Source organism: Kocuria sp. CPCC 205260, assembly GCF_040981045.1.
GTDB lineage: Bacteria > Actinomycetota > Actinomycetes > Actinomycetales > Micrococcaceae > Kocuria > Kocuria palustris.
This window is the reverse complement of the sequence record NZ_JAVKPT010000001.1, coordinates 732,978-757,010: the sequence shown is the minus strand read 5'-3', so window position 1 is coordinate 757,010 and position 24,033 is coordinate 732,978. Positions and strand designations below refer to the sequence as shown.

Genomic DNA, 24,033 nt, shown 5'->3' with positions numbered 1-24,033 from the left:
TGCACGAGCGCGGCCTGCGCTCGATCCGACGCGAGCACCCCAGGGGAGGACCATGAGCTCCACGGCTCTGCCCACGTTCCTCTCCAGGGCTCGGCTCGTCACGGCCGTGGTCTCGGTGATCCTCCTGCTGCTGCTCGGCATCCTGCTGCTGGGGTGGTTCGCCGGATCGCGCTCGAGCGTGCCCTCGACTCCGGGCGCCACCGCGGCGCAGGGCTCGCCGTGGGCTCAGTCCTCGGGGCTGCTGATCTCGGAGGTCTCCGACCTCGACGTCCTGCGCTCACAGGGCTGGACGCTGCCGCTGGCCGGGATGCCCGGCTACGAGGTGCTCTCGCTGAGCGAGGACACGATCGCCGGTCAGCCCGCTGTGCGCATGCAGCTGCAGGACGCGCAGGGCCGCGATGTCCAGATCACCGAGCAGCGCGGCAGGATCGATCAGTACCACCCCACCGACGGCATCGCGGGTCTGCCGTCCACGACCACGGGTCTGGACCCGGCGGTCCTGAGCGGCACCCCGGTGCGGGTGCGCGAGGGCAGCCCGTGGCGCGCGCAGATCGTCCACGACGACGTGGTCTACACGCTGCAGAGCGAGTCCTCGGCCGCGGAGATGGTGCGCCTGATGCACCACACCGAGGCCGCGGACCGGGCCACGCTGGTGCAGCGTCCGGAGGAGACCTCCTCGCCGGGGGAGACCGTGCTCAGCGGCTGGCGGCGCATGCTCGGGATCGGGGCCTGAGCCGGTGCACGCCCTGATAATCTCGACGACGTGTTAGGCATCAGCGGCTGGGAAGCCATCGTCCTCATCGTCCTGATCCTGCTCGTCCTGGGTCCGGAGAGGCTTCCGGAGTACGCCGAGAACCTCCGAGACCTGGTCAAGCGGGCGCGCCGCTACGCAAGCGGCGCCAAGGAGGACCTGCGCGAGACCCTCGGCCCGGAGATCGGCGACCTCGACTGGCGCAAGCTCGACCCGCGCCAGTACGACCCTCGCACGATCGTGCGCGATGCCCTGCTGGAGGCCGATCAGGAGGACTCCGCCGAGAAGCGCAAGCGCGAGCGCGAGGAGCGCGAGGCCGCGCGCGCCGAGCGCAAGCGCCGGCGGGAGGAGGAGGCGGCGGCCGCCGGCGAGGACCTCCCGGCGCAGGCCCAGCCGTTCATGCGCCTGGGCGATTCCCAGCAGGCCCCGTTCGATCCCGAGGCCACCTGAGACGCAGACCTCCGTCGTGGGGAGGGCACCTGAGCGCTCAGCGCGGGGTGATCCCCAGGGAGCGTCCCTCCAGGCCGCGAGGACCGTCCAGGCGCGCGGCCACACCGCGCAGGACCTGGGAGGCCGGTGCCTCCGGGTCGGACCACACGAGCGGCATTCCGGCGTCGCCGGCCTGCCGCAGGGCGATGTCCAGGGGGATCGAGCCCAGCAGGGGGACGTCGTAGCCCATGCGGCGGGTGAGGGAGTCGGCGATCTGCTCGCCGCCGCCGCTGCCGAAGAGATCGAAGGACGAGCCGTCGGGCATGACCATGGCGGACATGTTCTCGATGACCCCGGAGACCGTCTGATCGGTCATGGCTGCCAGGGCCCCGGAGCGCTCGGCGATACCCGCTGCGGCCTGCTGCGGCGTGGAGACCACCAGGACCCCCGAGCCGGGCAGCTTCTGGGCCACCGCGATCGCGACGTCGCCGGTGCCGGGCGGCAGATCCAGCAGCAAGTGGTCCAGGTCGCCGAAGTGGACGTCGGCCAGGAACTGCTCGACCGCTCGGTCCAGCAGCGGTCCGCGCCACACCACCGGGTTCGCCGGATCCGTGAACATGCCGATCGAGATGGCCCGGACGCTGCCGCGCCGGTGTCCGTCGGCGGCGCGCGAGGCTCCGTCCTCCGACGCGGCGGAGTCAGGGACCTCGACGACGGGCGGCAGGATCATCTCGTCGACCTTCGTGGGCCCGGCGGTGATGCCGAACAGGCCCGGGATCGAGAAGCCGTGGATATCGGCGTCGACGACGCCCACCGAGCGTCCGCGCGCGGCCAGGGCCGCGGCCAGATTGGCGGTCACCGTGGACTTGCCGACACCGCCCTTGCCGGAGGTCACCGAGTGCACTCGGGTCAGCGACGTCGGATCCGCGAACGGGATGGTGCGCGTGTGCCCGAGCCTGTCCTTGAGCTCCTCGCGCTGCTGCGGGGTCATGACGTCCAGCTCCACCACGGTGCGATGCACGCCGTCGACCCCGCGCACGGCCTCTGCGACGTCCGTTTCGATCGTGGAGCGCAGCGGGCAGCCGGAGATCGTGAGCAGGACCTCGACGACCGCGGTGCCGTCCGGGTCGAGCCGGGCTGCGCGCAGCATGCCCAGATCGATCAGCGGGCGGCGCAGCTCGGGGTCCTCCACGGAGGACAGGGCCGTGGCCAGGCGGGGATCGATGGGGTCCTGCTCAGTCATGGTCACCTGTGCTCCGAGGGCTCTCGGGATCCTCCGCCGCCGACGCCACGGCCGCCGTCTGCTGGGCGCCGTGCTGGTCGGCGCTCGCCCGCTCGAGACCGGCCGAGCGGGCGGCCACGGTCTCGCCGGAGCGCTGCTTCTTGCGGCCCTTGCGCTTGCGGCTGGAGGGCTCGGGGTCTGCGTCGTCGGCGCCCTCAGGCTCGTTCAGCTCCTCGAGCAGCTCCTCGAACAGGTCGCGCAGCTCGGAGCGGACGTAGTCGCGGGTGGCGACCTCTCGCATGGACATGCGCAGGGCGGCGATCTCGCGGGTCAGGTACTCGGTGTCGGCCAGGTTCTCCTGCGTGCGCTGGCGGTCGCGCTCGGCCACGACCTTGTCGCGGTCGTCCTGGCGGTTCTGGGCCAGCAGCAGCAGGGGGGCCGCATAGGAGGCCTGCAGGGACAGCATGAGCGTGAGCAGGGTGTAGTTCAGCGCGCGCGGGTCGAACTGCATGTCCTCGGGCATGAACGTGTTCCAGCCCAGCCAGATGAACACGAAGACGGACATCCACAGCAGGAACTGCGGGGTGCCCATGAACCGGGCGAAGCCCTCCGTGAGCTGGCCGAAGGCGTCCGGGTTGGGACGCAGCCGGTTCCACATCCCGTGGCGCAGGCCGGTGGGGGTGTCCAGGCCGGCAGTGCGGCGCTCGGTGCGGCTTTCAGACATAGCGTCGTCCCACCTTCCTCACGGGGGTTCCGTCGTCCCAGGTCCGCCAGTCGTCCGGCAGCAGGTCATCGAGCACGTCGTCGATCGTGACCGCTCCCACCAGGCGGCGGTGCTCGTTGATCACGGGAATGATCGTCAGGTCGTAGGTGGCCAGCTCGCGGGCCACGTCCGAGATGGGGGAGAGGTCCTTCACGGGATCGATCGCCGAGTCGATCAGGCTGCCGATCGGCTCGGGCGGCGGCACGCGCAGCAGCTCCTGCATGTGCACCATGCCCAGGTACCGCCCGGTGGGCGTCTCCAGCGGCGGACGGCACACGAACACGGCCGCGGCCATGGCCGGGGAGACCTCCTCCTGGCGGATCGCGGCCAGCGCCTCGGCCACCGTGGTCTCCGGGGCCAGGATGATCGGCACCGGGGTCATCATCGAGCCGGCGGTGCCCTCCTCGTACTCGAGCAGGCGGCGGACGTCGTCGGCGTCCTCGGGCTGCATCAGCTCCAGCAGCGACTCGGCATCCGGGTCCGGCAGCTCGTTGAGCAGGTCCGCGGCGTCGTCTGGCTCCATCTCCTCCAGGACGTCGGCGGCGCGCTCGACCTCCAGGTGGGTCAGGACGAAGACCTGATCCTCCTCGGTCATCTCCTGCAGGACATCGGCCAGGCGGTCGTCGCGCAGCTCGGCGGCGATCTCCAGGATGCGCTTGCGGGGCAGCTCGCGCAGCTCGTCGGCCAGGTCCGCGGGCTTGTCGTCCTCGTGCGAGCTCACCCACTGCGTCGCCGGCTGATGGCCGACGGCCTCCTGGTCGGTGGCCTCGTTCCAGTCGATGACGAGCGTCTCGCCGCTGCGACGGCGCATGAGGCCGCCGCCGACGGGGCCGCGGCGCACGAACAGCTGCGTGACCTGCCAGTCGCCAGAGCGGGCCAGCTCCATGCCGACGTCGATGATGGTGGCGGTGCCGCTGCCGTCGCGCATGGTGACGGTGCGGTCGAACATCTCGCCGACCACCAGGATCTCGGAGCCGCGCTGCTCGAAGCGGCGCAGGTTCACCAGGCCGGTGCACAGGACCTGCTCGGAGTCCATGGACGTCACCCGGGTCATGGGCAGGAACACGCGGCGCTTGCCCAGGACCTCCACCACCAGGCCCACGACCACCGGCTGCTTGGCCGAACCGGCGCTGTCGCGCCTGATCATGACGAGGTCGCGCACTCGCCCCACGCGGTCGCCCAGGGGGTCGAACACGTCCAGGCCGATGAGGCGCGCGATGAAGATCTTCTCGAGGGAACTGCTCACCGCACCAGGGTAGTCGCTGCACGGATTCAGCCGGGCGCGATCGAGATCTGCGTCTCAAGGCTCCGGTCAGCTGCATGGGGGAGTCTTGAGCCCATGAGCAGCTCAGCGCAGAAGGCACGTCAGATCTCCGGGGCAGGACTGCCGGAGGGCAGGGTGATCGCCTCTTTCACCAAGTACGCGGACGCGCAGAGGGCCGTGGACCACCTCTCGGACGAGGAGCTCGAGGTCTCGGCGCTGTCGATCGTCGGGCACGACCTCGCGACCCTGGAGAAGGTCACCGGCCGGCTGACGTATCCCCGCGTGGCCCTCATGGCCGCGGGTCAGGGCGCGTTCTTCGGCCTGTTCTTCGGGCTGATCCTCAGCCTGTTCGGGGGCGGCGGGCCCCTGGCCATCCTGTTGACCGTGGCCCTGGGCGCGGCGTTCTGGATGCTGCTCGGCGTGGTCTCCTACGCCGCCCAGCGCGGACGCCGCGACTTCACCTCCATGTCCACGATCGTGGCCACGCGCTACGACGTCCTGGCCCGACCGGATGTGGCCGATCAGGCCGAGCGCATGCTCCAGGGGGCCGGTCTGCAGGGCAGGGCCCCGCGCGCGGCGGCGCCCGCTTCGCCGGCTCCCGGAGCCGCCGGGCCGGTCGGCAATCTGGGCGCCGCCCCCGACGGGCAGCCGCAGGAGCAGTCGGCTCCGGTCTCGCGCCCCGATGAGACCCCGGACGGCCGCCCGCTCTACGGCGTGCGCGTCTCCCCGCAGGAGCAGGAGGCGCACCGGGGGCACCCCGAGGGCCAGGAGCAGGGCCAGGGCCCGGACCAGGCTGCCCCCGGTGGGGACGCCCAGACCGACGGCCCGTGGAGCGGCGGCGAGCCGCGCAGCTGAGCTTCTGCAGGCAGATGACCTGCTGTCGGACGGCCGTCCGCCTGCGGAGGCGGCCGCCCGTCGCGGGGCCGGAGCTGCGACCGGCCCCGCGACCGTCGGCTGATCAGTGCGCGGTCGAGGACGTCTCGGAGGACTCGAACAGGCCCTGCATCCAGGACTCGACATCGTCCGGATGACGCGGCAGAGCGGCCGAGAGGTTCTCGTTGCCGTCGGCGGTGATCAGGACGTCGTCCTCGATCCGCACGCCGATGCCCCGGTACTGCTCCGGGACGGCCAGGTCCTCGGCCTTGAAGTACAGGCCCGGCTCGATCGTGAAGACCATGCCCGGCTCGATCACCGCGTCCTGGTAGAGCTCGCGGCGCGCCTGGGCGCAGTCGTGGACGTCCAGGCCCAGGTGGTGGCTGGTCCCGTGCGGCATCCACCGGCGATGGTGCTGGCCGCGCTCCGAGAGCGAGACCTCGGCGGAGACCGGGAGCAGGCCCCATTCCTCCAGCCGGGCGGCCAGCACCGACATGGCGGCGTCGTGGACGTCGCGGAACCGGTTGCCGGGCACCGCGACCGTGAACGCGTGATCGGCGGCATCGAGCACGGCCTGGTAGATCTGGCGCTGGATCTCGGAGAACTCGCCGGTGACCGGCAGGGTGCGGGTGATGTCCGCCGTGTAGAGCGACTCGGCCTCCACACCGGCATCCAGCAGGATCATGTCCTGCGGGCGGATCTCTCCCGTGTTGCGGATCCAGTGCAGCACGGTCGCGTTGTTCCCGGAGGCCGCGATGGTGTCGTAGCCGAGGTCGTTGCCTTCAGCTCGGGCGCGGGCGAAGAACGCCCCCTCCACGAGCCGCTCGCCGCGCGGCTTGGCGATGGCGTGGGGCAGGGCCCGCACGACGTCCTCGAAGCCCCGGACGGTCATGTCCACCGACTCGCGCAGCTGCGCGATCTCGTGCTCGTCCTTGATCAGCCGCAGCTCGGAGAGCCGCTCCACGAGCTGGTCGTCCTGCAGGTGAGCCTGCTCCAGCTCCACGCCGCCCGCCTGCCGGGCCGAGTCGACGATGCCGTCCACGGCCGCGTCCTGCGCGCGGACCAGACGGAGCTGGACGCCGTCCGCCCCGACGTCCTTGCTCAGCGCGGCCTCCAGCTCCGACAGATCCCGCGTCCGCAGGCCGTAGGCGGTGGAGATCTCGCGCAGCGTGGGCCGGTCGCCCACCCAGAACTGACCGTTGCGGGCATCGGCGTAGAACTCGCGGGTGTCCCGCCCGGCCATGGGATGGAAGTACAGCACCGCGGTGTGATCACCGGCGTCGTCCCCGCTGCCCGGCTCGACCGGCTCCAGCACGAGCACCGCGTTCGGCTCGTGGTCCAGGCCCAGCCCGGTGAGGTGGGCGAAGGCCGAGTGGGGGCGGAAGCGGTAGTCGGTGTCGTTGGAGCGGACCTTGGGCGCCCCCGCAGGGATCACCAGGCGCTGACCGGTGTGCTCCTTCGAGATCCGCAGCCGCCGCTGGGCGGCATGATCGGCGACCTCCTCCCGCGGCAGGTCCTTCTCCGCTGCCGGGGCCCACTGCGAGGCCATGAACTCGGCGAAGGCCGAGGACTCGGGGGAGTGGGTCCTGTTGTCCACTCGCTCGGACAGCGGCTGCGAGCCGGGCTCTGCGCCGGTGTCTGCCGGTGCGCCGGCGCTCGCCTCGCGGGCGGCTGCGGGGGTGGTCTCCGAGGGCTGATCCGTCATGCTCGCTCCGTCCTGCCGGTCGGGGACCGGCTGCTCGGGGCGCAGCCGTCACCTGAAGCTGCGCGGTCTTCGTCCTGCCATGGTGCCACCGGGCTCCGACGGGGGTGGGGTCGAGGCGACCTGAGCCCGCCCGCCGAGCGGGATGGCGGCGTCTGCGGGCCGTGCCACGATGGGGCCATGAAGATCGATCTGCACACCCACTCCTCGGCCTCCGACGGCACCCAGCTGCCGGGAGAGGTCATCCGCAGCGCGGCGGAGGCGGGTCTGGACGTCGTGGCCCTCACGGATCACGACACGACCGCCGGGTGGGAGGAGGCCGCGGAGGCTGCGCGCGAGCACGCAGTGGCCTTCGTGCCCGGGACCGAGGTCTCGTGCCAGACCGACGACGGCATCTCGGTGCACCTGCTGTCCTACCTGCAGGACCCGCAGGACCGGGCGCTGGACGAGGTCATGCAGAGGGCCCGGCGCTCGCGGCGCACACGCGCCGAGCGGATGGTGGAGTTGATCGCCGAGGACTATCCCATCAGCTGGGAGCAGGTCCTGGACCAGGTCGTCGGGGATGCCACCGTGGGTCGGCCGCACATCGCCGACGCCCTCGTGGCCGCCGGGATCGCGCAGACCCGCTCCGAGGCTTTCAGCACGGTCCTGCACCCGCGCTCGGGCTACTACGTGGGCCACTACGCCCCGGATCCGGTCACCGCGGTGCGGCTGGTGCGCCAGGCCGGAGGCGTGCCGGTCATGGCCCATCCGCTGGCCCGCGTGCGGGGGCGGACGGTCGGGCAGGAGGTCTTCGACGCCATGATCGAGGCGGGCCTGGCGGGCCTGGAGATCGCTCACCGGGACAATCCGCCCGAAGCTCGGGCGGTGCTGTCGCAGATGGCGGCCGAGCACGATCTGATCGTCACCGGCTCCTCCGACTACCACGGCTCCGGCAAGCCGAATGAGCTGGGCGAGAACCTCACCTCGGAGCAGTCCCTGCGCCGGATCATGGCGGAGGCGGGCTCCGGGACGCAGGTCGTGCGTCCCTGAAGAGCCCGCCTCAGGGGTGCTCGCGCCGAGGCGGCGCGAGCGGATCAGCTCCGGAGGATCAGTCCTGGCCGTCGACCAGGCGAGCCGGGGAGCCCGTCAGCTGCTCGCCGCTGGAGCGGCGGCGGCGCCGACGGCGCGCGTTCGCCGTGGCGCGGTCCTGAGCGGTGTTCGGAGCTGCCGTCTCGGAGCCGCGGGTGCGCTCTGCGTTGCGGCCCTCTCGAGGGCTGCGCGAGGACTTGCCCGTCTCTGAGCCACGACGGCGCCCGCCGCGCTGGGAGCGGCCTTCGTCCGAGGAGCCGCCCTTCGCCGCATCGCGGGAGCCGCCGCCGCGCTGCCCGTCGTGCGAGCCCTCGCCGGAGCGCTCCGTGCGGTTCGCGCGTGCGGTGTCCTCCGAGCGCCCGCCGCGGGAGCGGCTGCGCGAGCGGCCGGAGCCGCCTCGACCCGAGCCGGATCCGCCGGAGCGAGCGCCGCGGGAGCCCTCGCGGCCGCCCGAGCCGCCGCGCGAGGAGCGGGAATCGCCCTTGTCGCCGCGGGAATCCGGGCCGCCCAGGTCCTCGAGCTTCTCCGCGCCCAGACCGGCGTGGGTCTGCTTGGAGCGCGGCAGCTTGCCCTTGGTGCCCTTGGGGATGCCGAGGTCCTCGAACAGGTGGGCCGAGGAGGAGTAGGTCTCGACCGGCTCGGGGATCCCGAGCTCGAGCGCCTTGTCGATCAGGCGCCAGCGGGGGATGTCATCCCAGTCCACGAACGTGATCGCGGTGCCCTTGCGTCCGGCACGGCCCGTGCGGCCCGTGCGGTGCAGGTAGGTCTTCTCGTCCTCTGGGCACTGGTAGTTGATCACGTGGGTGACGTCGTCGACGTCGATGCCGCGGGCGGCGACATCGGTGGCCACCAGGATGTCCACCTTGGACGAGCGGAACGCGCGCAGCGCCTGCTCGCGGGCGCCCTGCCCCAGATCGCCGTGCAGCGGGGCGGCGGCGAAGCCGCGCTCGATCAGCTCGTCGGCGACCTTGGCGGCGGTGCGCTTGGTGCGGATGAAGATGATGCACCGGCCGCGGCCGTCGGCCTGCAGGATGCGGCCCAGCATCTCGGGCTTGTCCAGGTTGTGCGCGCGGTAGACGACCTGGCGGATGTCCGCCTTGGTCGAGCCCTCGTCCGGGGCGGCGGCGCGGATGTGCATGGGCTTGGACATGTACCGGCGTGCCATGGCCACGACGGGGCCGGGCATGGTCGCGGAGAACAGCATGGTGTGGCGCACGCGCGGCACCGCCGAGAGCAGCTTCTCGACGTCCGGGAGGAAGCCGAGATCGAGCATCTCGTCGGCCTCGTCCAGCACGACCGTCTTGACCTGGGACAGGTCCAGGTGATGCTGGCGGTTCAGGTCGATCAGGCGCCCGGGGGTGCCCACCACGACCTCGACGCCCTTCTCCAGGGCCTCGATCTGCGGCTCGTAGGCGCGGCCGCCGTAGATCGTCAGCACGCGCGCGTTGCGGGTCTTGGCCGCGATGGACAGGTCCGAGCCCACCTGCACCGCGAGCTCGCGGGTGGGGACCATGATCAGCGCCTGCGGTGCGCCCGGGCGCTCCAGGCGGTCCCAGCCGTCGTCGTCGCGGCCCACGACGTTCTGAACCGCCGGGATGCCGAAGCCCAGGGTCTTGCCCGTGCCGGTCTTGGCCTGCCCGATGATGTCCTGCCCGCTCAGCGCGATCGGCAGCGTCATGGACTGGATGGGGAACGGGTGGACGATCCCGGCCTCCGCCAGGGCCTCGGCGATGTCCTCCCGGACGCCGAAGTCGGCGAAGGTGCGGGTCTCGACGGGGGCCTGGGGCTCCACCTCCACGGAGTCCTCGGCAATGGCCTCCAGCTGGGCCTCGCCCTGGTCCGGGGCGGTCTCGGGAGACTGCTCGGTCTCGGGGGATTCGGTCTGGCTCATGTTCGGGTCCTTCCCGTGGTCATCCGTGCGCGCTCGCGCGGCCGCGGTCCGCGGCGCGAAGGTGCGACGGGGCACGCCGCTGCGACCGCTTCCGGGGCTCGCGGCCGCTTGCGGGGCCGGGGCGGAAGGGGAGGACGTGCCAGGGGTGGGAGCCGATCGTGCAGGTCTTCGGGTGATCTCGTCATCGACGATCGGGCATCCGGTTGCGGGACCACTGTACTCGGCTGTGTGCCCGGTCAGGGAAGGGGCCGCGGCGCGCTGCCTCGGTCGAGGCGAGCGCGACGCGGCCCGGGTGCGCTCGCGCGCTGGCTGCGAGCTGCGGCTCAGCTGGCGCTGACTCCGGGCATGAAGCCCACGCGGCGCTTGGTCTCCGCGCCGATCTCGACGTAGGCGATCCCCGAGGCCGGCACCAGCGTCAGGTTGTCCTTGGAATCCTTCAGGGACAGGACGGTGCCCTCGTTCAGTGCGGCGGTGACCAGGTCAGTGGCCTCCTGCGCGCCCAGCGGGGAGTCGACGACGATCTCCCGTCCGACGTGCTGCATCCCGATCTTGATCTCCACGGTTCCTCCTGAATGATCTGCGGGCCGCGAGGGCTGCGGCCGGACTCCTGGTGGTTGACGAGTCTAGGAGCGGGTCACTTCCAGTCCTCGTCGAGCACTCCGATTCCGCCCCAGGCTAAACGCAAGACCAGCAGCTGGGCCTCCTCGCGGGAGATGAGGTCGCGGTGGCGCGACCAGTAGCCGGCACCCGTCTGGACCATGTCGGTCAGCGAGCGCGAGAGCATGACGGCCGCGTCCTGGCTCATTCCGGTGTTCGGGCCCAGGACGCTGCCCACGCCCTCGGCGACGCGCATGTGGAAGTCCTCGAAGCGCTCGCCGATCTGCGGATCCGCCATGAGGTCCGATTCGAAGATCAGCTTGTAGGACTGCGGGTCGTAGTCCACGAAGTCGAAGTACACGCGCAGCATCTGCTCGACGCGCGCGCGGTTGACCGTGATCCCCTCGCGGGCCTGTGCGCCTTGCAGGGCCTGGAGCAGGTCGCCGCCGAGACGCTCCAGGCTGTGCTCCACGAGCGCCAGGTAGAGCTCGTGCTTGCCGGGGAAGTGCTGGTACAGCACGGGCTTGGAGACGCCGGCGGCATCGGCGATCTCCTCCATGGAGGCGCCGTGGTAGCCGCGCTCCGAGAAGACGGTGAGGGCGACCTGCAGCAGCTGGCGGCGCCGCTGCTCCTTGGGCAGACGGGTGGTGCGAGGACGGGGTGTGGGCATGGGGCTCCTGGGCTCAGCCAGCGGCGCGGGGCAGCTGCCTGTGGCCGTCGGCCGCGTCGTGGTGCGTGCGGGGCCCGGGGGTCGGCTCGGCTCGCTGATCGGTGCGGCCGCGGCCGCAGTGGGTGGGGTCCGTGGTCCCTGCCGCGTCGCTGCGGGAGGAGTCGGGACCGGTGGGGGCAGGGGTCTCGAGGGGCTCGGCGCGCACGGGCACCGCCTGCTCGGGAAGATCGACGGACAGGCCGAACAGGGCTTCGAGCCCGGTCAGGTAGTCCTCTGCGCGGCCCTCCTTGGCCATGCGGCGGGCGCGGACCGTGGGCTCGTGGAGCAGGGACTTCACCATGCGGCGCATGGCGAACTCGACCTCCTCGGCGGCGGCGGTGCAGCCGTGCTGGCGGCGGACCTTCTCCAGCTCGGTGTCCAGCACGGACATGGTGTGCTTGCGCAGCGCCACGATCGCAGCGTCCATGTCCCGCTCGGACCGGCGGTCGCGGAAGCGCTTGGCGGCCTCGGCGACGATGCGGCGGGCGGAGGCAACGGACTCCTCGGTGGCCTCGGGGGCCGCGAGCTTGACCGACTCGAGCGTGATCAGCTCGACGCCGTCCAGGTCCACGACCGAGGGATCGAAGTCCCGCGACAGGGCCAGGTCGACCACCGTGAGCGGGCCCTCGGGAAGCTGATCGGCCGACAGCGGCTCGGATCCTCCGGAGCAGCCGATCACGACGTCCGCGCGCTCGAGGGCCTCGCGCAGGCCGTCCACGGGAACCGGGGTTCCGCCGCGGTTGGCGGTGAAGGCCTCTGCTCGTCCCGAGGCGGAATGGACCTCGATGTCGGCGCAGCCGCGGTCGCGCAGCGCGGCCATGGTGGCCCCGGCGTAGGCGCCGGTGCCGAAGACCAGCGCGCGGCGCTCGGGCCAGCTGCCGTCGGTGACGTCGTCGGCCAGGTCCAGTGCCACCGAGACGATCGAGCGGCCGCGCTCGCCCAGGCTCGTGCTGGTGCCGACCTCTCGGGCGGTCTTGGCGGCCTCCTCGAACAGGCGCACGAGCCCGCCGGAGGCGGTGCCGCCTCGCTGGGCATCGATCAGCGCGCGGCGCACCTGCCCGGTGATCTCGCGCTCGCCCACGACGGCCGACTCGAGCCCCGAGACGACGGTGAAGAGGTGATGGGCGGCGTCCTCGTCGACGTGCAGGTCCATGGACTCCAGGACGTCCTCGAGGGCCACTCCAGAGCGCTCGGCCAGCAGCCGAGCGAGGGCCTCGCGGGCGGGGCCGATGCCGGCGGCGCCGGTGCTGTCGTCGAGCTCGCCGTAGATCTCCAGGCGATTGCAGGTGGACAGCGAGACGGAGCCGCTCAGCCCAGCCGTGGGGCCGAGCTCCAGGGGAGCGCTGGCAGCACCGTCGGCCAGACGCGCGACGGTGCTCAGATCAACGGTGCGGTGGGATGCCACCAAGGAGAACAGGACCACAATCCCCTCATCCTACCGCGCGGTCGCAAGCTCGCACCGGTGGCGCGGACCACCTCCTGCCTGCGGGGGGCCGTGCAGACGTCTCGTCGCCAAACCAGCATGCTGACGGAGGGCACAACGTGCAGACGCCTCGTCGCCAAACCAGCTTGCTGACGGAGGGCACAATGGGAGCCATGACCCACGCAGCACAGACCTCCGGAGCTGAGACTGCAGCGATCCGGCCGCTCACGGACGAGACGGTCCCCGACGGCTTCCGCGGAGGGTTCGAGCGCCTTGCCCCGGAGCACCCGCTGCGCAGCGCCGGCACCCATGACTCGGCGCTGCTGCGGGAGCTGACCGGGCGCCGCGCTGCCTCGCACCCCGTCTGGTTCATGCGACAGGCCGGACGCTCGCTGCCCGAGTACAAGCAGGTCCGCGAGGGCACCGCCATGCTCGACGCCTGCCTGCGGCCCGATCTCGCCGCGGAGATCACGCTGCAGCCCGTGCGCCGCCACCGCGTGGACGCCGGCATCTTCTTCTCGGACATCGTGGTCCCGCTGCGCCTGGCTGGTGTGGGCGTGGACATCGTCCCCGGCAAGGGCCCGGTGCTCGAGCACCCGGTGCGCACCGCTGCGGAGATCGATGCCCTGCCCGAGATGGACGACGAGGCCCTCGAGCCCATCCGCGAGGCGGTGCGGTTGACGACCGCCGAGCTCGGAGCGACCCCGCTGATCGGCTTCGCGGGGGCGCCCTTCACCGTGGCGGCCTACATGGTCGAGGGCGGGCCGTCGCGGGATCATCTGCGCCCGCGCACCATGATGCATGCCGATCCCGGGGCCTGGCAGGCGCTGGCGGCGTGGGCGGCGCGCGCCTCGGGCGCCTTCCTGCGCGCCCAGGTCGAGGCCGGCGCCTCGGCCGTCCAGCTCTTCGACTCGTGGGCCGGATCGCTGTCGCTGCGGGACTACCAGGAGCACGTGGCCCCGCATTCGGCGGCGGCCCTGGAGTCCGTGGCGGACCTGCCGGTCCCGCGGATCCACTTCGGCACGGGCACCGGGGATCTGCTGGCCGCCATGCGCGATGCAGGGGCCGAGGCCGTCGGCGTGGACCACCGCCTGAGCCTGAGCGAGGCCGTGCGCCGGGTCGGGCACGGCACGGTCCTGCAGGGCAACATCGACCCGGCCCTGCTTCCGGCCCCCGCGGAGGTGCTGCACCGCCACGTGGACGAGGTGCTGGCGGCCGGGGCGGAGGCCGCAGGCCACGTGGTCAACCTGGGCCACGGCGTCCCGCCGAGCACCGATCCCCAGGTGCTCACGGACCTGGTCTCCTACATCCACGACCAGCAGCCGGCGCCCAGGCCCGCCGACGGCTGAGCAGGGGGCCGGTTGCAGGCGGTGGCCGCGCGGCGGCTGCGTTGTCGGTGCGCAGTGGCATCCTGGAAGCAGATGAGGGCCGGCGGTCGTCGATCCGCGGACCGGCCGGTCCCCGCAGCGGAACTCGGATCAGCAGGCGCCTGGGCGCAGGCGCACCAGTGCAGGAAGGACGTGCAGCGGTGGAGCAGACCGTGTCGGGGCTCTCGGGCCAGCAGCGCGCGCGAGGACCGCTGCGCTCCGCGCTCGTGGTCGGCGGAGGCATCGCGGGCCTGTGCGCCGCGCGGGATCTCGCCGCGGCCGGGCTGCGCGTCACCCTGGTGGAGGCCCGCCCCCAGTTCGGCGGCTCCGTCGGCTCCCACCTGGTCGAGAACCTCGTGCTGGACTCCGGCGCGGATTCCTTCGCGACCCGCTCGGAGGCCGTCGCCGAGCTGGCCCGGGAGCTCGGGCTGGGGGATCGGATCATCTCCCCTGAGCCCCTGGGCTCCTGGACGGCCCTGCCGGACGGCCCCCGGCCCTCGCAGCGCACGGGCATCCTGGGCATCCCCGGCGACCTCTCGGAGCCCGGCCTGGCCGAGACCCTGGGGCGCTTCGGGCTGTGGCGGGCGCGCGCGGACCTCAAGCGCCCGGCGAGGGTCGGGGCGCAGGCGCGCACCCTCGGGGAGCTCGTGCGCCAGCGCATGGGCACCGCCGTGCTGGAGAGGATGGTCGCCCCCTTCACCATGGGGGTGCACTCCGCCCACCCGGACGCTCTGGACCTGGACACCGTCTCGCCGGGGATGCGCCAGGCCCTGCGCGAGCACGGCAGCCTCAGCGGCGCGGCGGCCTCCCTGCGCCGGGCAGCACCTCCGGGAGGCAACGTCGCGGGTCTGCGCGGAGGCATGAACACTCTGGCTGAGGCCCTCGTGGAGGACCTCAAGCAGCGCGAGGTCAAGCTCGTGCTCGGCTACGACGTCCTGGCAGTGGACCGGGATCCGCGCCGTCCCGGCTGGATGGTCCTGCAGCGCCAGCCGGAATTCGGGGACAAGTCCGCTATCGCCCGCGGCGAGCTGCTGGTCCTGGCCTCCGACGGCCCCACGGCCGTGCGCCTGCTCGGGGCACAGTCCCGGGAGATCTCCGAGTTCCAGCCCAAGCTGGGCCCCCAGATCGCCCTGGCCACGCTGGTCGTGGACAAGCCCGAGCTGGATGCCGCGCCCCGCGGCACAGGCATCCTGGTCTCCGAGGGCGTCCCGCACGTCCGCGCCAAGGCACTCACGCACGTGAGCGCCAAATGGGGCTGGGTCCGCGAGTCCCTCCCGGACGGACGCCATGTCCTGCGCCTGTCCTACGGGCGGGTCGACAGCTCGGGGCGCACGGCCTCGCCGGAGCTGCAGCTCAAGGACGACCAGCTGCTGACCCTGGCCATGCGCGATGCCTCGCACCTGCTGGGCGTCGAGCTGCCGCACTCCTGCCTGGTTGACGGCGACGTCGTGCGCTGGGAGCAGGCCATGGCCCGCCCGTCGGCCGGGCACGCCGAGAAGGTCGCAGCCTTCCGCCAGGCCGTGGCGCAGATGCAGGACGTCGCAGCGGTCGGCTCGTGGCTCTCCGGCACCGGGCTGGTCGCCGTCGTGGCGGACACCCGCCGGGAGATCTCCCGCGTGCTGCAGGAGCACGGGGTCACCGAGCCGCCGCCCGCAGAGGCAGCAGCGCACGGGGTCTGAGCCCCGCGCACCACAGCACAGCACGCCGATCGGGCGATTCCGATCGGAGCCCGACGAGAGGAGCAACGCACATGTCCGCTCAGAGCACCGAGCAGTCCCAGGACGTCGAGCAGCAGGGGACCCAGCACTGGGCCGTCTGGTCCGTCTACGCCCGCGACAACGACCGCACCGTGCCGACCCACGAGCAGGAGACGGCCGCCGTCCAGGAGTTCGACGCCCTCGTCGAGCAGCTGGCGGCCGAGGGCATCGTGGTCCGCGGCACCTACGACGTCTCCGGTCAGCGCGAGGACGCCGACATCATGCTGTGGCTGCACGGCCAGGACCCCGCGGCCCTGCAGCTGGCCCTGCGCCGCGCTCGCCGCACCGCGCTGCTGGCCGGCACCCACCAGGTCTGGGCCGCCATGGGCGTCCACCGCGAGGCCGAGTTCACGGCCAACCACTCGCCGTCCTACGCCCGGGGCGTCGCCCCGGAGGCCTGGGTCTGCGTCTACCCGTTCGTGCGCTCGTACGACTGGTACTGGATGGATTCCGAGGACCGCTCGCGCATGCTGCGCAACCACGGCATGAAGGCCCGCGACTACCCGCAGGTGCTGGCCAACACGATCGCCTGCTTCGGGCTCAACGATTTCGAGTGGATGCTTGCCCTGGAGGCCCCCGAGCTGGTGGACCTGGTGGATGTGATGCGCCACTTCCGCAACACCGAGGCCCGATTGCACGTGCGCGAGGAGACCCCGTTCTACACCGGTCGGCGAGTGAGCACCGCGGACCTGGCCGAGGTGCTGCGATGACCGCGCCCGGAGGCGCCCCGGTGCCGCAGGAGCCGGAGCTCGCGCCGTCGGCGGTGACGATCCCCAGCGGTCGCGCCGTGGACTCCTGGCCGCACCCGGCCCAGGCGCCGCAGCTCTCCCGGGCCCGAGCGCAGGAGCCCGCGGACTGGGATGCGATCGTGCTCTCGTCGTTCGGCGGCCCGGAGGGCCAGGACGACGTCATCCCCTTCCTGCGCAACGTCACCCGGGGCCGCGGCATCCCCGATGACCGGCTCGAGGCCGTGGCAGGGCACTACCGCGCCAACGGCGGGGTCTCGCCGATCAACGCGCAGAACCGCGCGCTGCTGGGCGCGCTCGAGCAGGAGCTGCGCGAGCGCGGGATCGACACCCCCATCACGTGGGCCAATCGCAACTGGGAGCCCTACGTCGCCGATGTCCTGCAGTCCCTGCACGACCAGGGCAGCCGTCGGGTCCTGGTGCTGGCCACCTCCGCGTTCTCCGGCTACTCGTCCTGCCGGCAGTACCGCGAGGACTGGGGAGTGGCCCTCGAGCAGACCGGGCTCGGCGAGCAGATGGTCGTGGGCAAGATCCGCCAGTACTTCGACATGGCCGGGTTCCTGGAGCCGTTCGTCGACGGGCTGCGCGAGGCCCTGCTCCAGCGTGCCGAGCGCGGTCCCCTCAGGATCCTGTTCGCCGCCCACTCCGTGCCGGACACCGACGCCCTGGCCGCCGGCCCCGAGACCATGCGGGAGGGCTTCGCGACCGGCTCGGCCTACGCGGATCAGCTGCTCGCGGCCTCGCGGAAGGTCATGGAGCGCACTCGGGCGCGGCTGCAGGACGAGGGGCTGTCGCTGCCCGAGTCGCTGAGCTGGGATCTGGTGTTCCAGTCGCGTTCGGGTCCGCCGTCCATGCCGTGGCTCGAGCCGGATATCAACGATGCCGTCGAGCAGGCGGCGGATGACGGCGCAGACTCCGTGATCGTGGTTCCGATCGGCTTCGTGTCCGATCACATGGAGGTGCTCTGGGACCTCGACACCGAGGCCCGCGAGACCGCGCAGGAGCGCGGCCTGGGCTTTGCGCGCACACCGACTCCGGGGACCCATCCGGCGTTCGTGTCCGGACTCGCGGACCTGATCGAGCAGCGCATGGCCGGGCGCTCAGGCGAGCCCAGGTCCTCCGCGTGCAGCGACGGCACCTGGTTCGACGACTGCCCCGCCGACTGCTGCGTCAAGATCCTGCGCGGCAGCACCGAGCCGCGACCCACGATCGCGCAGAGGCCCGAGGGAGAGCCGATCCCGGTCGGTCTCGACGAGACGGGCCAGGTGGTGCGCGCATGAGCGGGCAGCCCCACGAGACCGATCAGGTAGGCCAGGACATGAGCGAGGCGGAGCGCACCGAGGACCAGCGGCAGCCGGCCGCCGTGCTGAGGGTGGGCACGCGCGGTTCCGCGCTGGCCCGCACCCAGACCACCTGGGCGGCGGACCGGGTGGCCGAGGCCGCCGGGGTCTCCCACGAGCTGGAGATCATCCGCACCGAGGGCGATGTCCTCACAGGGTCGCTGGCGACCCTGGGCGGGACCGGCGTGTTCGCGGCGGCTCTGCGCGTGGCGCTGCTCGAGGATCGCGTGGACATGGCCGTGCACTCGCTCAAGGACCTTCCCACGGCACCCACCCCTGGCCTGTCCATCGGCGCGGTGCCCGAGCGCGAGGACCCCCGCGACGCCCTGTGCGCCCGCGACGGCCTGCGCCTCGAGCAGCTGCCCGACGGCGCGAAGGTCGGCACCGGCTCGCCCCGACGGGCCGCTCAGCTGCTGCTGGCCCGCCCGGACCTGCAGATCGTGGACATCCGGGGCAACGTCCCCACCCGCCTGGCGCGCGTTGCCGGGCTGGATCCCGAGGGCCCCGGCGATCTCGACGCCGTGGTCCTGGCCGCCTCCGGCCTGCGCCGACTGGGGCTGCAGGCGCACATCACGGAGGCGCTGGACCCGTCGGTCGTGCTGCCCGCTCCCGGACAGGGGGCGCTGGCCCTCGAGATCCGCACCGAGGTGCTCGAGAGGGATCCAGAGCTCGCCGAGCAGGCTTCCGGCTCCTCACAGGACGCCGTCGCCGCGCAGCGTGCCCGCCCCGGGCAGGACGCGCTCGACAGCGACCTGCTGCAGGGCCTGGCGCGGATCAACCACCTGGAGACCCGCTGGGCCGTGACCGCCGAGCGCTCGCTGCTGGCACGGCTCGAGGCCGGGTGCGCCGCACCGGTGGGCACGCTGGCCACGGTCGAGAACGGCATGCTCACCCTGCGGGTCGCCGTGGCCTCCCCGGACGGGGCCGAGGTCATGCGCCGCACCGAGGCCTCGCACGAGCTGTCCACGGCCGCCGCCCGGGAGCTCGGGCGCCGCGTGGGCGACGGCCTGCTCGCCGACGGCGCGGCCCGACTGGCGGGGCTGGCCTGAGCACGGTGCCCACGGCCTCCCCGTCCCGGGACTCGGCGCGGTTCAGCGCGCCGAGCGCGGGAGCCTGCGCGCAGCCCCCTGCGTCCGGGGCGGCAGGCTCGGGACCGCGCCCGGGCCGGCCAGGGCCGGCGGGGCAGGGGCAGGAGCACCCGGCCGGCTGCGGAGACAGCCCGCTGCGGGGCCGGTCCGTGCTGGTGACCCGAACCCCGGATCGGGCGGCGGAGCTGCTCGAGCTGCTGCGCGAGCGCGGAGCCGAGCCCGTGCTCGTGCCCGTCCAGGAGGCGCAGCCGGTCACCGGCCAGCAGCGCCAGGACCTGTACGAGCTGCTCGAGGCGGCGGCGCAGGGGCCGAGGCCAGCAGTGCCCCCCGGCAGCTGGACGGAGGGCCGCTCGTCGGCACCGGTCACAGGTTCCCATGGATCCCCGGACCGGGCCGAGCCGCTGTGGCTCGTGGTGACCTCGGCCAACACCGTGCGCGCCCTGCATCGTCTGGCGCTCGAGACGCACGGGCGCGGCCTCGGGGAGCTGCTGGAGCCCGGCATCGAGCGCGGGCTGCGCGTGGCAGCCGTCGGACCGGCCACCGCGGCCGAGCTCGAGAGCCATGCCGTGCCCGTTCATCTGCAGCCCCATCGCACGGCCTCGGCCGCCGGGCTGCTCGAGACCTGGGCGCGGCCGGAGGGCCCGGACGCGGCCCTCGCCCCGGTGCGCCCCGGCACCGTGCTGCTGCCCCAATCGGTGGCGGCCTCGCCCGAGCTGACGCGCGGGCTGCAGGAGCTCGGCTGGCAGGTGCGGCGCCGCGACGCCTACCGGATGGCCCCGTGGCCGGCCGAGGATCCCCTGGTCGCAGCACCCGTGGGGCAGCACGATCCGGTGCGCACCGTCGAGCAGGCCCGCTCGGAGCTGGCAGCCGGCGCGATCGACGGCGTGATCCTCACCGCTCCGTCGACCGTCCGTGCGCTGGCAGACGGACTCGTGCGGGCTCCGTCGCCCGCGCTGGCGGCCATCGGGGAGCCCACGCACACCGCCGTCGTCGCACTGGGCCTCGAGGCGGTCGTGGCCGAGTCCACGGCGCCGTCCGGGCTCATCGAAGCACTCGAGCGGGCCGTGGCCGCTCCGCCGGGGCGCCGGCGGCCCGCCCCACCCCAGGACATCGCCCCATCAGCACAGGAGGAATGACATGAACGATCGCATCGATCCCAGCGCAGCAGCCGAGGCTCCGCGGAGCCGCCGCTTCAGCGTCGATCTGCCGCACCGGCCGCGGCGCCTGCGCCAGTCCGAGACCATGCGCCGCCACGTGCGCGAGACCCGCCTGCACCCGTCGCAGCTGATCCTGCCGGTCTTCGTGAAGGAGGGGCTGCAGGAGCCGGTCGAGATCGCCTCCATGCCCGGGGTGGTGCAGCACAGCATGGACTCGCTGCGCCGTGCGGCAGCCGAGGCGGTCGAGCTCGGGCTCGGCGGCATCATGATCTTCGGCGTCCCGGCCATCCTGGACGCCCGGGGCTCGGGCCTCATCGATCCCGAGGGGATCCTCAACCGTGCGCTGGGCGAGGTCCGCGACGAGGTCGGCGACGACCTCCTGGTGATGGCCGACCTGTGCCTTGACGAGTTCACCGACCACGGGCACTGCGGCGTGCTGGACGACCAGGGCCGCGTCGACAACGATGCGACCCTCGAGATCTACGCGCAGGCCGCCGTGGCCCAGGCCCGGGCCGGGGCCCACGTGCTGGCCCCGTCCGGGATGATGGATGGGCAGGTGGGCGTCATCCGCGACGCCCTGGATGCCGCCGGTCATCAGGACACCGTGGTGCTGGCCTACGCCGTGAAGTACTCCTCGGCGTTCTACGGCCCGTTCCGCGAGGCCGTCGACTCGGCGCTGACCGGCGATCGCAAGACCTACCAGATGGATTCCGCCAACCGGCGCGAGGCCTTCCGGGAGCTCGAGCTGGACCTGGCCGAGGGTGCGGACATGGTCATTGTCAAGCCGGCCATGTCCTACCTCGATATCCTGAGGGAGGTCGCCGACCAGTCGACGGTGCCGGTGTCCGCCTACCAGATCTCCGGGGAGTACGCGATGATCCAGGCGGCCTCGGCCAACGGCTGGATCGACCGCCGCGGTGCGGCCCAGGAGTCGGTGCTCTCGATCATCCGCGCCGGCGCCGATACCGTGCTGACCTACTTCGCAACTGACCTGGCCCGCTGGTGGCGCGAGGACAACGGACTGAGCTGACAGGCCCCAGACGACACGACGACCACAGCGGAAGCCATCGGCCGCGCCCTGCCGCGCCGCCGCCGGCTTTCGAGACATCGCTTCCGAAAGGACCCCATGACCGTCTCTGAAGAGCTCTTCGAGCGCTCCCGCCGCGTGATCCCCGGAGGGGTGAACTCGCCCGTGCGCGCGTTCGCCTCCGTCGGGGGGACCCCGCCGTACATCTCGGCGGCTCGCGGGCCGTACCTGACCGATGCCGATGGCCGCGAGTTCGTCGATCTCGTGGGGTCGTGGGGACCGGCGCTGGTCGGCCACGCGCACCCGGTCGTGCTGGAGGCCGTGCACGCCGCCGTCGAGAAGGGCCTGTCCTTCGGCGCCTCCACGCGCGGTGAGACCGAGCTGGCCGAGCACCTGGTGCAGCGCGTCCCGGCGCTGGATGAGATCCGCATGGTCTCGACCGGCACGGAGGCCACCATGACCGCACTGCGCCTGGCCCGCGGCGTGACCGGACGCGACCTCGTGATCAAGTTCGCCGGCTGCTACCACGGCCATGTGGACTCGCTGCTCTCGGAGGCCGGCTCCGGTGTGGCCACCCTGTCGCTGCCCGGTTCGGCCGGCGTCACCGAGGCCACGGCGGCCGAGACCCTCGTACTCCCGTACAACGACCTCGACGCCGTGCGCGAGGCTTTCGCCGCCCACGAGGGGCGCATCGCCGCCGTGATCACCGAGGCCTCCCCGGCCAACATGGGCGTGGTCCCGCCGGATCCGGGATTCAACGCGGGCCTGCGGGAGATCACCCGGGCCCACGGGGCCCTGATGATCTTCGACGAGGTCCTCACCGGATTCCGCGTGGACCCCGCTGGCTACTGGGGCCTGACCTCGCCGCAGGAGGGCGGCTGGGAGCCGGACATCTTCACGTTCGGCAAGGTCATAGGGGGCGGTCTGCCGGTGGCGGCACTGGGCGGGCGCCGCGAGATCATGGAGCACCTGGCCCCCACCGGCCCCGTCTACCAGGCCGGCACGCTGTCCGGGAACCCGGTGGCCATGGCCGCCGGGCTGGCCACGCTGCAGCTGGCCGACGACGACTGCTACCGGACGATCGACCGTCTCTCCGAGCAGCTGCGCGGCGAAGTCTCCTCGGCGCTGTCTGCCGCAGGAGTCGACCACTCGATCCAGAACGCCGGTTCGCTGTTCTCGGTGACCTTCGGGACCTCGGACCGCCCGGTGCGCACCTACGCGGATGCCAAGTCGCAGGAGGTCTTCCGCTGGGCGCCGTTCTTCCGCGCCATGCTGGAGCAGGGCGTGTACCTGCCGCCGTCGGTGTTCGAGGCCTGGTTCCTCTCCGCAGCGCACGACGAGACCGCCATGCAGCGGATCATCGACGCGCTGCCCAAGGCCGCCGAGGCTGCCGCCCAGGCGCAGCCCGTCCAGGGCTGATCGGCTCCGGGCCCAGCTTCACGGACAGGACAGCGCCCCGGTCCCTTCCGCATCGCGGAGCGGACCGGGGCGCTGTGCGTCGGCGACGCGTCAGTTCTTGTCGCCCAGGACGTTGTCCTTGGCGTCCTTCAGGTTCTCGCCGGCCTGCTTGAGGTTCGAGGAGTTCTCCTGCTGCTCGCCGGCGCCCTGCAGGCGCTCATCGCCGGTGGCCTCGCCGAGCTTCTGCTTGGCCTGGCCCGAGGCTTCCTCGGCCTTGTTGCTGATCTTGTCACCGAGTCCCATGGGAACCTCCTGTGCTCTGCTGTCGACCGGAAGGCCGACGGGGAATCCGAAGTCTACTGCGGGAACCCGACCTGCGGCAGTCCTGCTGGGATCATCCCTGCAGGTCGCGCACCGGCCAGGTGCCGTCGATGACGATGCTGGGGTCCTGACGACGGCTGCGCAGGAACTCCTGGAAGTCGGCGGCCTGCTCGGCGGACCATTCGATCTGCTGCCGGTGGATCTGCGGGGCGCCCACGCGCAGCTCGGCGAACTCCTCGGCCAGACGACGCCCGACCTGCTCGGCGGCCAGGGCGTCCGCCCCGGAGGTGTGCGCCTCCTCCAGGTCCACCTCATAGGCCTCGGACAGAGCCACCAGCGTGCGCTTGCCGCGCCATCTCACCCGCACGTGCTTGTGCATCACGTAGGGGTCCAGCACCGGGAAGGCCTCCGGGGCCTGCAGCCCGTGGCGTCGGGCCTCGGCGGCCAGGACCGTGAAGTCGTAGGACGCGTTGAAGGCCAGCACGGGGATCCCGCGCTCCAGCAGATCGGCGACGGCGGCCACGATCTCCGGGACCACCTCCGCCGCCGGACGGCCGTGCTCGCGAGCGTGCTCGGTCGAGATGCCGTGCACGGCCGCAGCGCCCTCCGGAATCTCCACGCCGGGATCTGCGAGCCAGTCCCAGCGCTGGAGGATCTCGCCCCGGGCATCGATCAGCAGCAGCGAGGCGGTCACGATGCGGCACTCGTGGGCGTCCTTGCCCGTGGTCTCCAGGTCGAAAGCCGCTCGCGGCAGCTCGGTCCAGGGGGTGCCAGGGTCCTGCGGGGCCGGTGCCTTGTGGTCGGATCGCGGCGCCACAGCATCGGCGGGCGCCGCGCTCGCGGCGGGTGCGCTCGGCCGATCCCCGGCACCGGTCGATGCCGCGGGGGTGTCGAACAGCGACAGCTGGGCGTCCTGGGCCTCGGGCTGCGAGGGGCTCGCCGGGCTGCTGCCCGACGGGGTCGGGAGATCGAAGAGCGGATCGGTCTGCTCGGACGGATCGGGTCTGCTGGCCATGCCGACACCGTACGGAGCCGCTCCGACAGCACTGGGCCGGCGGCTTGTTCCGGCGCGATGCGGCCGATGGCGATGCCGATGCCGCTGAGGTCGGGGCCTCGGGGGGGGGGGCGGCGCACCTG

General features: G+C 72.6%; 22 protein-coding genes. 12 read left to right on the top strand and 10 right to left on the bottom strand.

Features of this window, described 5'->3' with window-relative positions; translation table 11 throughout:
- Nucleotides 1-52: 52 nt before the first annotated feature.
- The gene (locus tag RF645_RS03350) at nt 53-733 is read left to right on the top strand and encodes a hypothetical protein (protein ID WP_006215779.1); all 681 of its coding nucleotides are present in this window, start codon (nt 53-55) and stop codon (nt 731-733) included.
- A 30-nt stretch (nt 734-763) separates the two neighbouring features.
- The gene (locus RF645_RS03345; protein WP_058871344.1) at nt 764-1,201 is read left to right on the top strand and encodes a twin-arginine translocase TatA/TatE family subunit; all 438 of its coding nucleotides are present in this window, start codon (nt 764-766) and stop codon (nt 1,199-1,201) included.
- A gap of 37 nt (nt 1,202-1,238) precedes the next feature.
- On the opposite strand, the gene RF645_RS03340 is transcribed toward RF645_RS03345, so the two are convergent.
- Genes RF645_RS03340 through RF645_RS03330 form a run of 3 tightly spaced genes read right to left on the bottom strand, consistent with a single transcriptional unit; the run spans nt 1,239 to nt 4,411 of the window.
- On the bottom strand, nt 1,239-2,423 hold the full coding sequence (locus RF645_RS03340; protein ID WP_006215777.1) for a P-loop NTPase: 1,185 nt from the start codon (nt 2,421-2,423) through the stop codon (nt 1,239-1,241).
- Complete coding sequence (locus RF645_RS03335; protein WP_058871343.1) at nt 2,416-3,126, bottom strand: DUF1003 domain-containing protein; 711 nt, start codon at nt 3,124-3,126, stop codon at nt 2,416-2,418. Before RF645_RS03335 ends, RF645_RS03340 begins: the two co-directional genes overlap by 8 nt.
- Entirely contained in the window at nt 3,119-4,411 is a 1,293-nt protein-coding gene (locus RF645_RS03330; RefSeq protein WP_006215775.1) for a CBS domain-containing protein, read from the bottom strand. The genes RF645_RS03335 and RF645_RS03330 overlap by 8 nt, the downstream gene beginning before the upstream one ends.
- 93 nt (nt 4,412-4,504) lie before the next feature.
- Here RF645_RS03330 and RF645_RS03325 point away from each other — a divergent pair, with 93 nt between their 5' ends.
- Nucleotides 4,505-5,284 carry a general stress protein gene (locus tag RF645_RS03325; protein WP_058871342.1) on the top strand — a complete coding sequence of 260 codons (780 nt, stop codon included), beginning with the start codon at nt 4,505-4,507 and terminating at the stop codon, nt 5,282-5,284.
- 103 nt (nt 5,285-5,387) lie between these two features.
- Here RF645_RS03325 and RF645_RS03320 read toward each other — a convergent pair whose 3' ends face one another.
- Nucleotides 5,388-7,007 (bottom strand): aminopeptidase P family protein, encoded by a 1,620-nt coding sequence (locus RF645_RS03320; RefSeq protein ID WP_058871341.1) that lies wholly within the window; start codon nt 7,005-7,007, stop codon nt 5,388-5,390.
- A gap of 177 nt (nt 7,008-7,184) precedes the next feature.
- On the opposite strand from RF645_RS03320, the gene RF645_RS03315 reads away from it, so the two are divergent.
- Nucleotides 7,185-8,036, top strand: a complete 852-nt coding sequence (locus RF645_RS03315) for a PHP domain-containing protein (RefSeq protein ID WP_053447070.1) — start codon at nt 7,185-7,187, stop codon at nt 8,034-8,036.
- A gap of 58 nt (nt 8,037-8,094) precedes the next feature.
- On the opposite strand, the gene RF645_RS03310 is transcribed toward RF645_RS03315, so the two are convergent.
- The 4 genes from RF645_RS03310 to RF645_RS03295 all read right to left on the bottom strand — a co-directional run bounded on the left by RF645_RS03310 (nt 8,095) and on the right by RF645_RS03295 (nt 12,695).
- On the bottom strand, nt 8,095-9,966 hold the full coding sequence (locus RF645_RS03310; RefSeq protein WP_368818580.1) for a DEAD/DEAH box helicase: 1,872 nt from the start codon (nt 9,964-9,966) through the stop codon (nt 8,095-8,097).
- A gap of 323 nt (nt 9,967-10,289) precedes the next feature.
- Entirely contained in the window at nt 10,290-10,526 is a 237-nt protein-coding gene (locus RF645_RS03305; RefSeq protein WP_058871339.1) for a DUF3107 domain-containing protein, read from the bottom strand.
- A gap of 74 nt (nt 10,527-10,600) precedes the next feature.
- Nucleotides 10,601-11,233 carry a TetR/AcrR family transcriptional regulator gene (locus tag RF645_RS03300; RefSeq protein ID WP_058871338.1) on the bottom strand — a complete coding sequence of 211 codons (633 nt, stop codon included), beginning with the start codon at nt 11,231-11,233 and terminating at the stop codon, nt 10,601-10,603.
- A 13-nt stretch (nt 11,234-11,246) separates the two neighbouring features.
- Complete coding sequence (locus RF645_RS03295) at nt 11,247-12,695, bottom strand: glutamyl-tRNA reductase (protein ID WP_058871337.1); 1,449 nt, start codon at nt 12,693-12,695, stop codon at nt 11,247-11,249.
- Nucleotides 12,696-12,859: 164 nt separating this feature from the next.
- On the opposite strand from RF645_RS03295, the gene hemE reads away from it, so the two are divergent.
- The 8 genes from hemE to hemL all read left to right on the top strand — a co-directional run bounded on the left by hemE (nt 12,860) and on the right by hemL (nt 22,596).
- A complete protein-coding gene (gene hemE, locus RF645_RS03290) occupies nt 12,860-14,044 on the top strand; it encodes a uroporphyrinogen decarboxylase (protein ID WP_368818579.1) in 1,185 nt (394 codons plus the stop codon).
- A 179-nt stretch (nt 14,045-14,223) separates the two neighbouring features.
- Nucleotides 14,224-15,741: a protoporphyrinogen oxidase gene (gene hemG, locus RF645_RS03285; RefSeq protein WP_006215789.1), complete on the top strand. Its 1,518-nt coding sequence runs from the start codon at nt 14,224-14,226 to the stop codon at nt 15,739-15,741.
- A gap of 71 nt (nt 15,742-15,812) precedes the next feature.
- The gene (gene hemQ / locus RF645_RS03280; RefSeq protein WP_006215790.1) at nt 15,813-16,529 is read left to right on the top strand and encodes a hydrogen peroxide-dependent heme synthase; all 717 of its coding nucleotides are present in this window, start codon (nt 15,813-15,815) and stop codon (nt 16,527-16,529) included.
- Nucleotides 16,526-17,845 (top strand): ferrochelatase, encoded by a 1,320-nt coding sequence (locus tag RF645_RS03275; RefSeq protein ID WP_368818578.1) that lies wholly within the window; start codon nt 16,526-16,528, stop codon nt 17,843-17,845. The genes hemQ and RF645_RS03275 overlap by 4 nt, the downstream gene beginning before the upstream one ends.
- Before the next feature lie 38 nt (nt 17,846-17,883).
- A complete protein-coding gene (hemC, locus tag RF645_RS03270) occupies nt 17,884-18,954 on the top strand; it encodes a hydroxymethylbilane synthase (RefSeq protein ID WP_058871500.1) in 1,071 nt (356 codons plus the stop codon).
- A gap of 188 nt (nt 18,955-19,142) precedes the next feature.
- Entirely contained in the window at nt 19,143-20,129 is a 987-nt protein-coding gene (locus RF645_RS03265) for a uroporphyrinogen-III synthase (protein WP_058871335.1), read from the top strand.
- Nucleotide 20,130: 1 nt separating this feature from the next.
- Nucleotides 20,131-21,180, top strand: coding sequence for a porphobilinogen synthase (gene hemB / locus RF645_RS03260; protein WP_368818577.1), 1,050 nt, complete (start codon nt 20,131-20,133; stop codon nt 21,178-21,180).
- A 96-nt stretch (nt 21,181-21,276) separates the two neighbouring features.
- A complete protein-coding gene (hemL, locus tag RF645_RS03255) occupies nt 21,277-22,596 on the top strand; it encodes a glutamate-1-semialdehyde 2,1-aminomutase (RefSeq protein ID WP_006215796.1) in 1,320 nt (439 codons plus the stop codon).
- 90 nt (nt 22,597-22,686) lie between these two features.
- Here the strand turns inward: hemL and RF645_RS03250 are convergent, their stop codons facing one another.
- Nucleotides 22,687-22,878 carry a CsbD family protein gene (locus RF645_RS03250; protein WP_006215798.1) on the bottom strand — a complete coding sequence of 64 codons (192 nt, stop codon included), beginning with the start codon at nt 22,876-22,878 and terminating at the stop codon, nt 22,687-22,689.
- Between the two features lie 91 nt (nt 22,879-22,969).
- Nucleotides 22,970-23,911, bottom strand: a complete 942-nt coding sequence (locus RF645_RS03245; RefSeq protein ID WP_006215799.1) for a 3'-5' exonuclease — start codon at nt 23,909-23,911, stop codon at nt 22,970-22,972.
- Between the last annotated feature and the right edge of the window lie 122 nt (nt 23,912-24,033).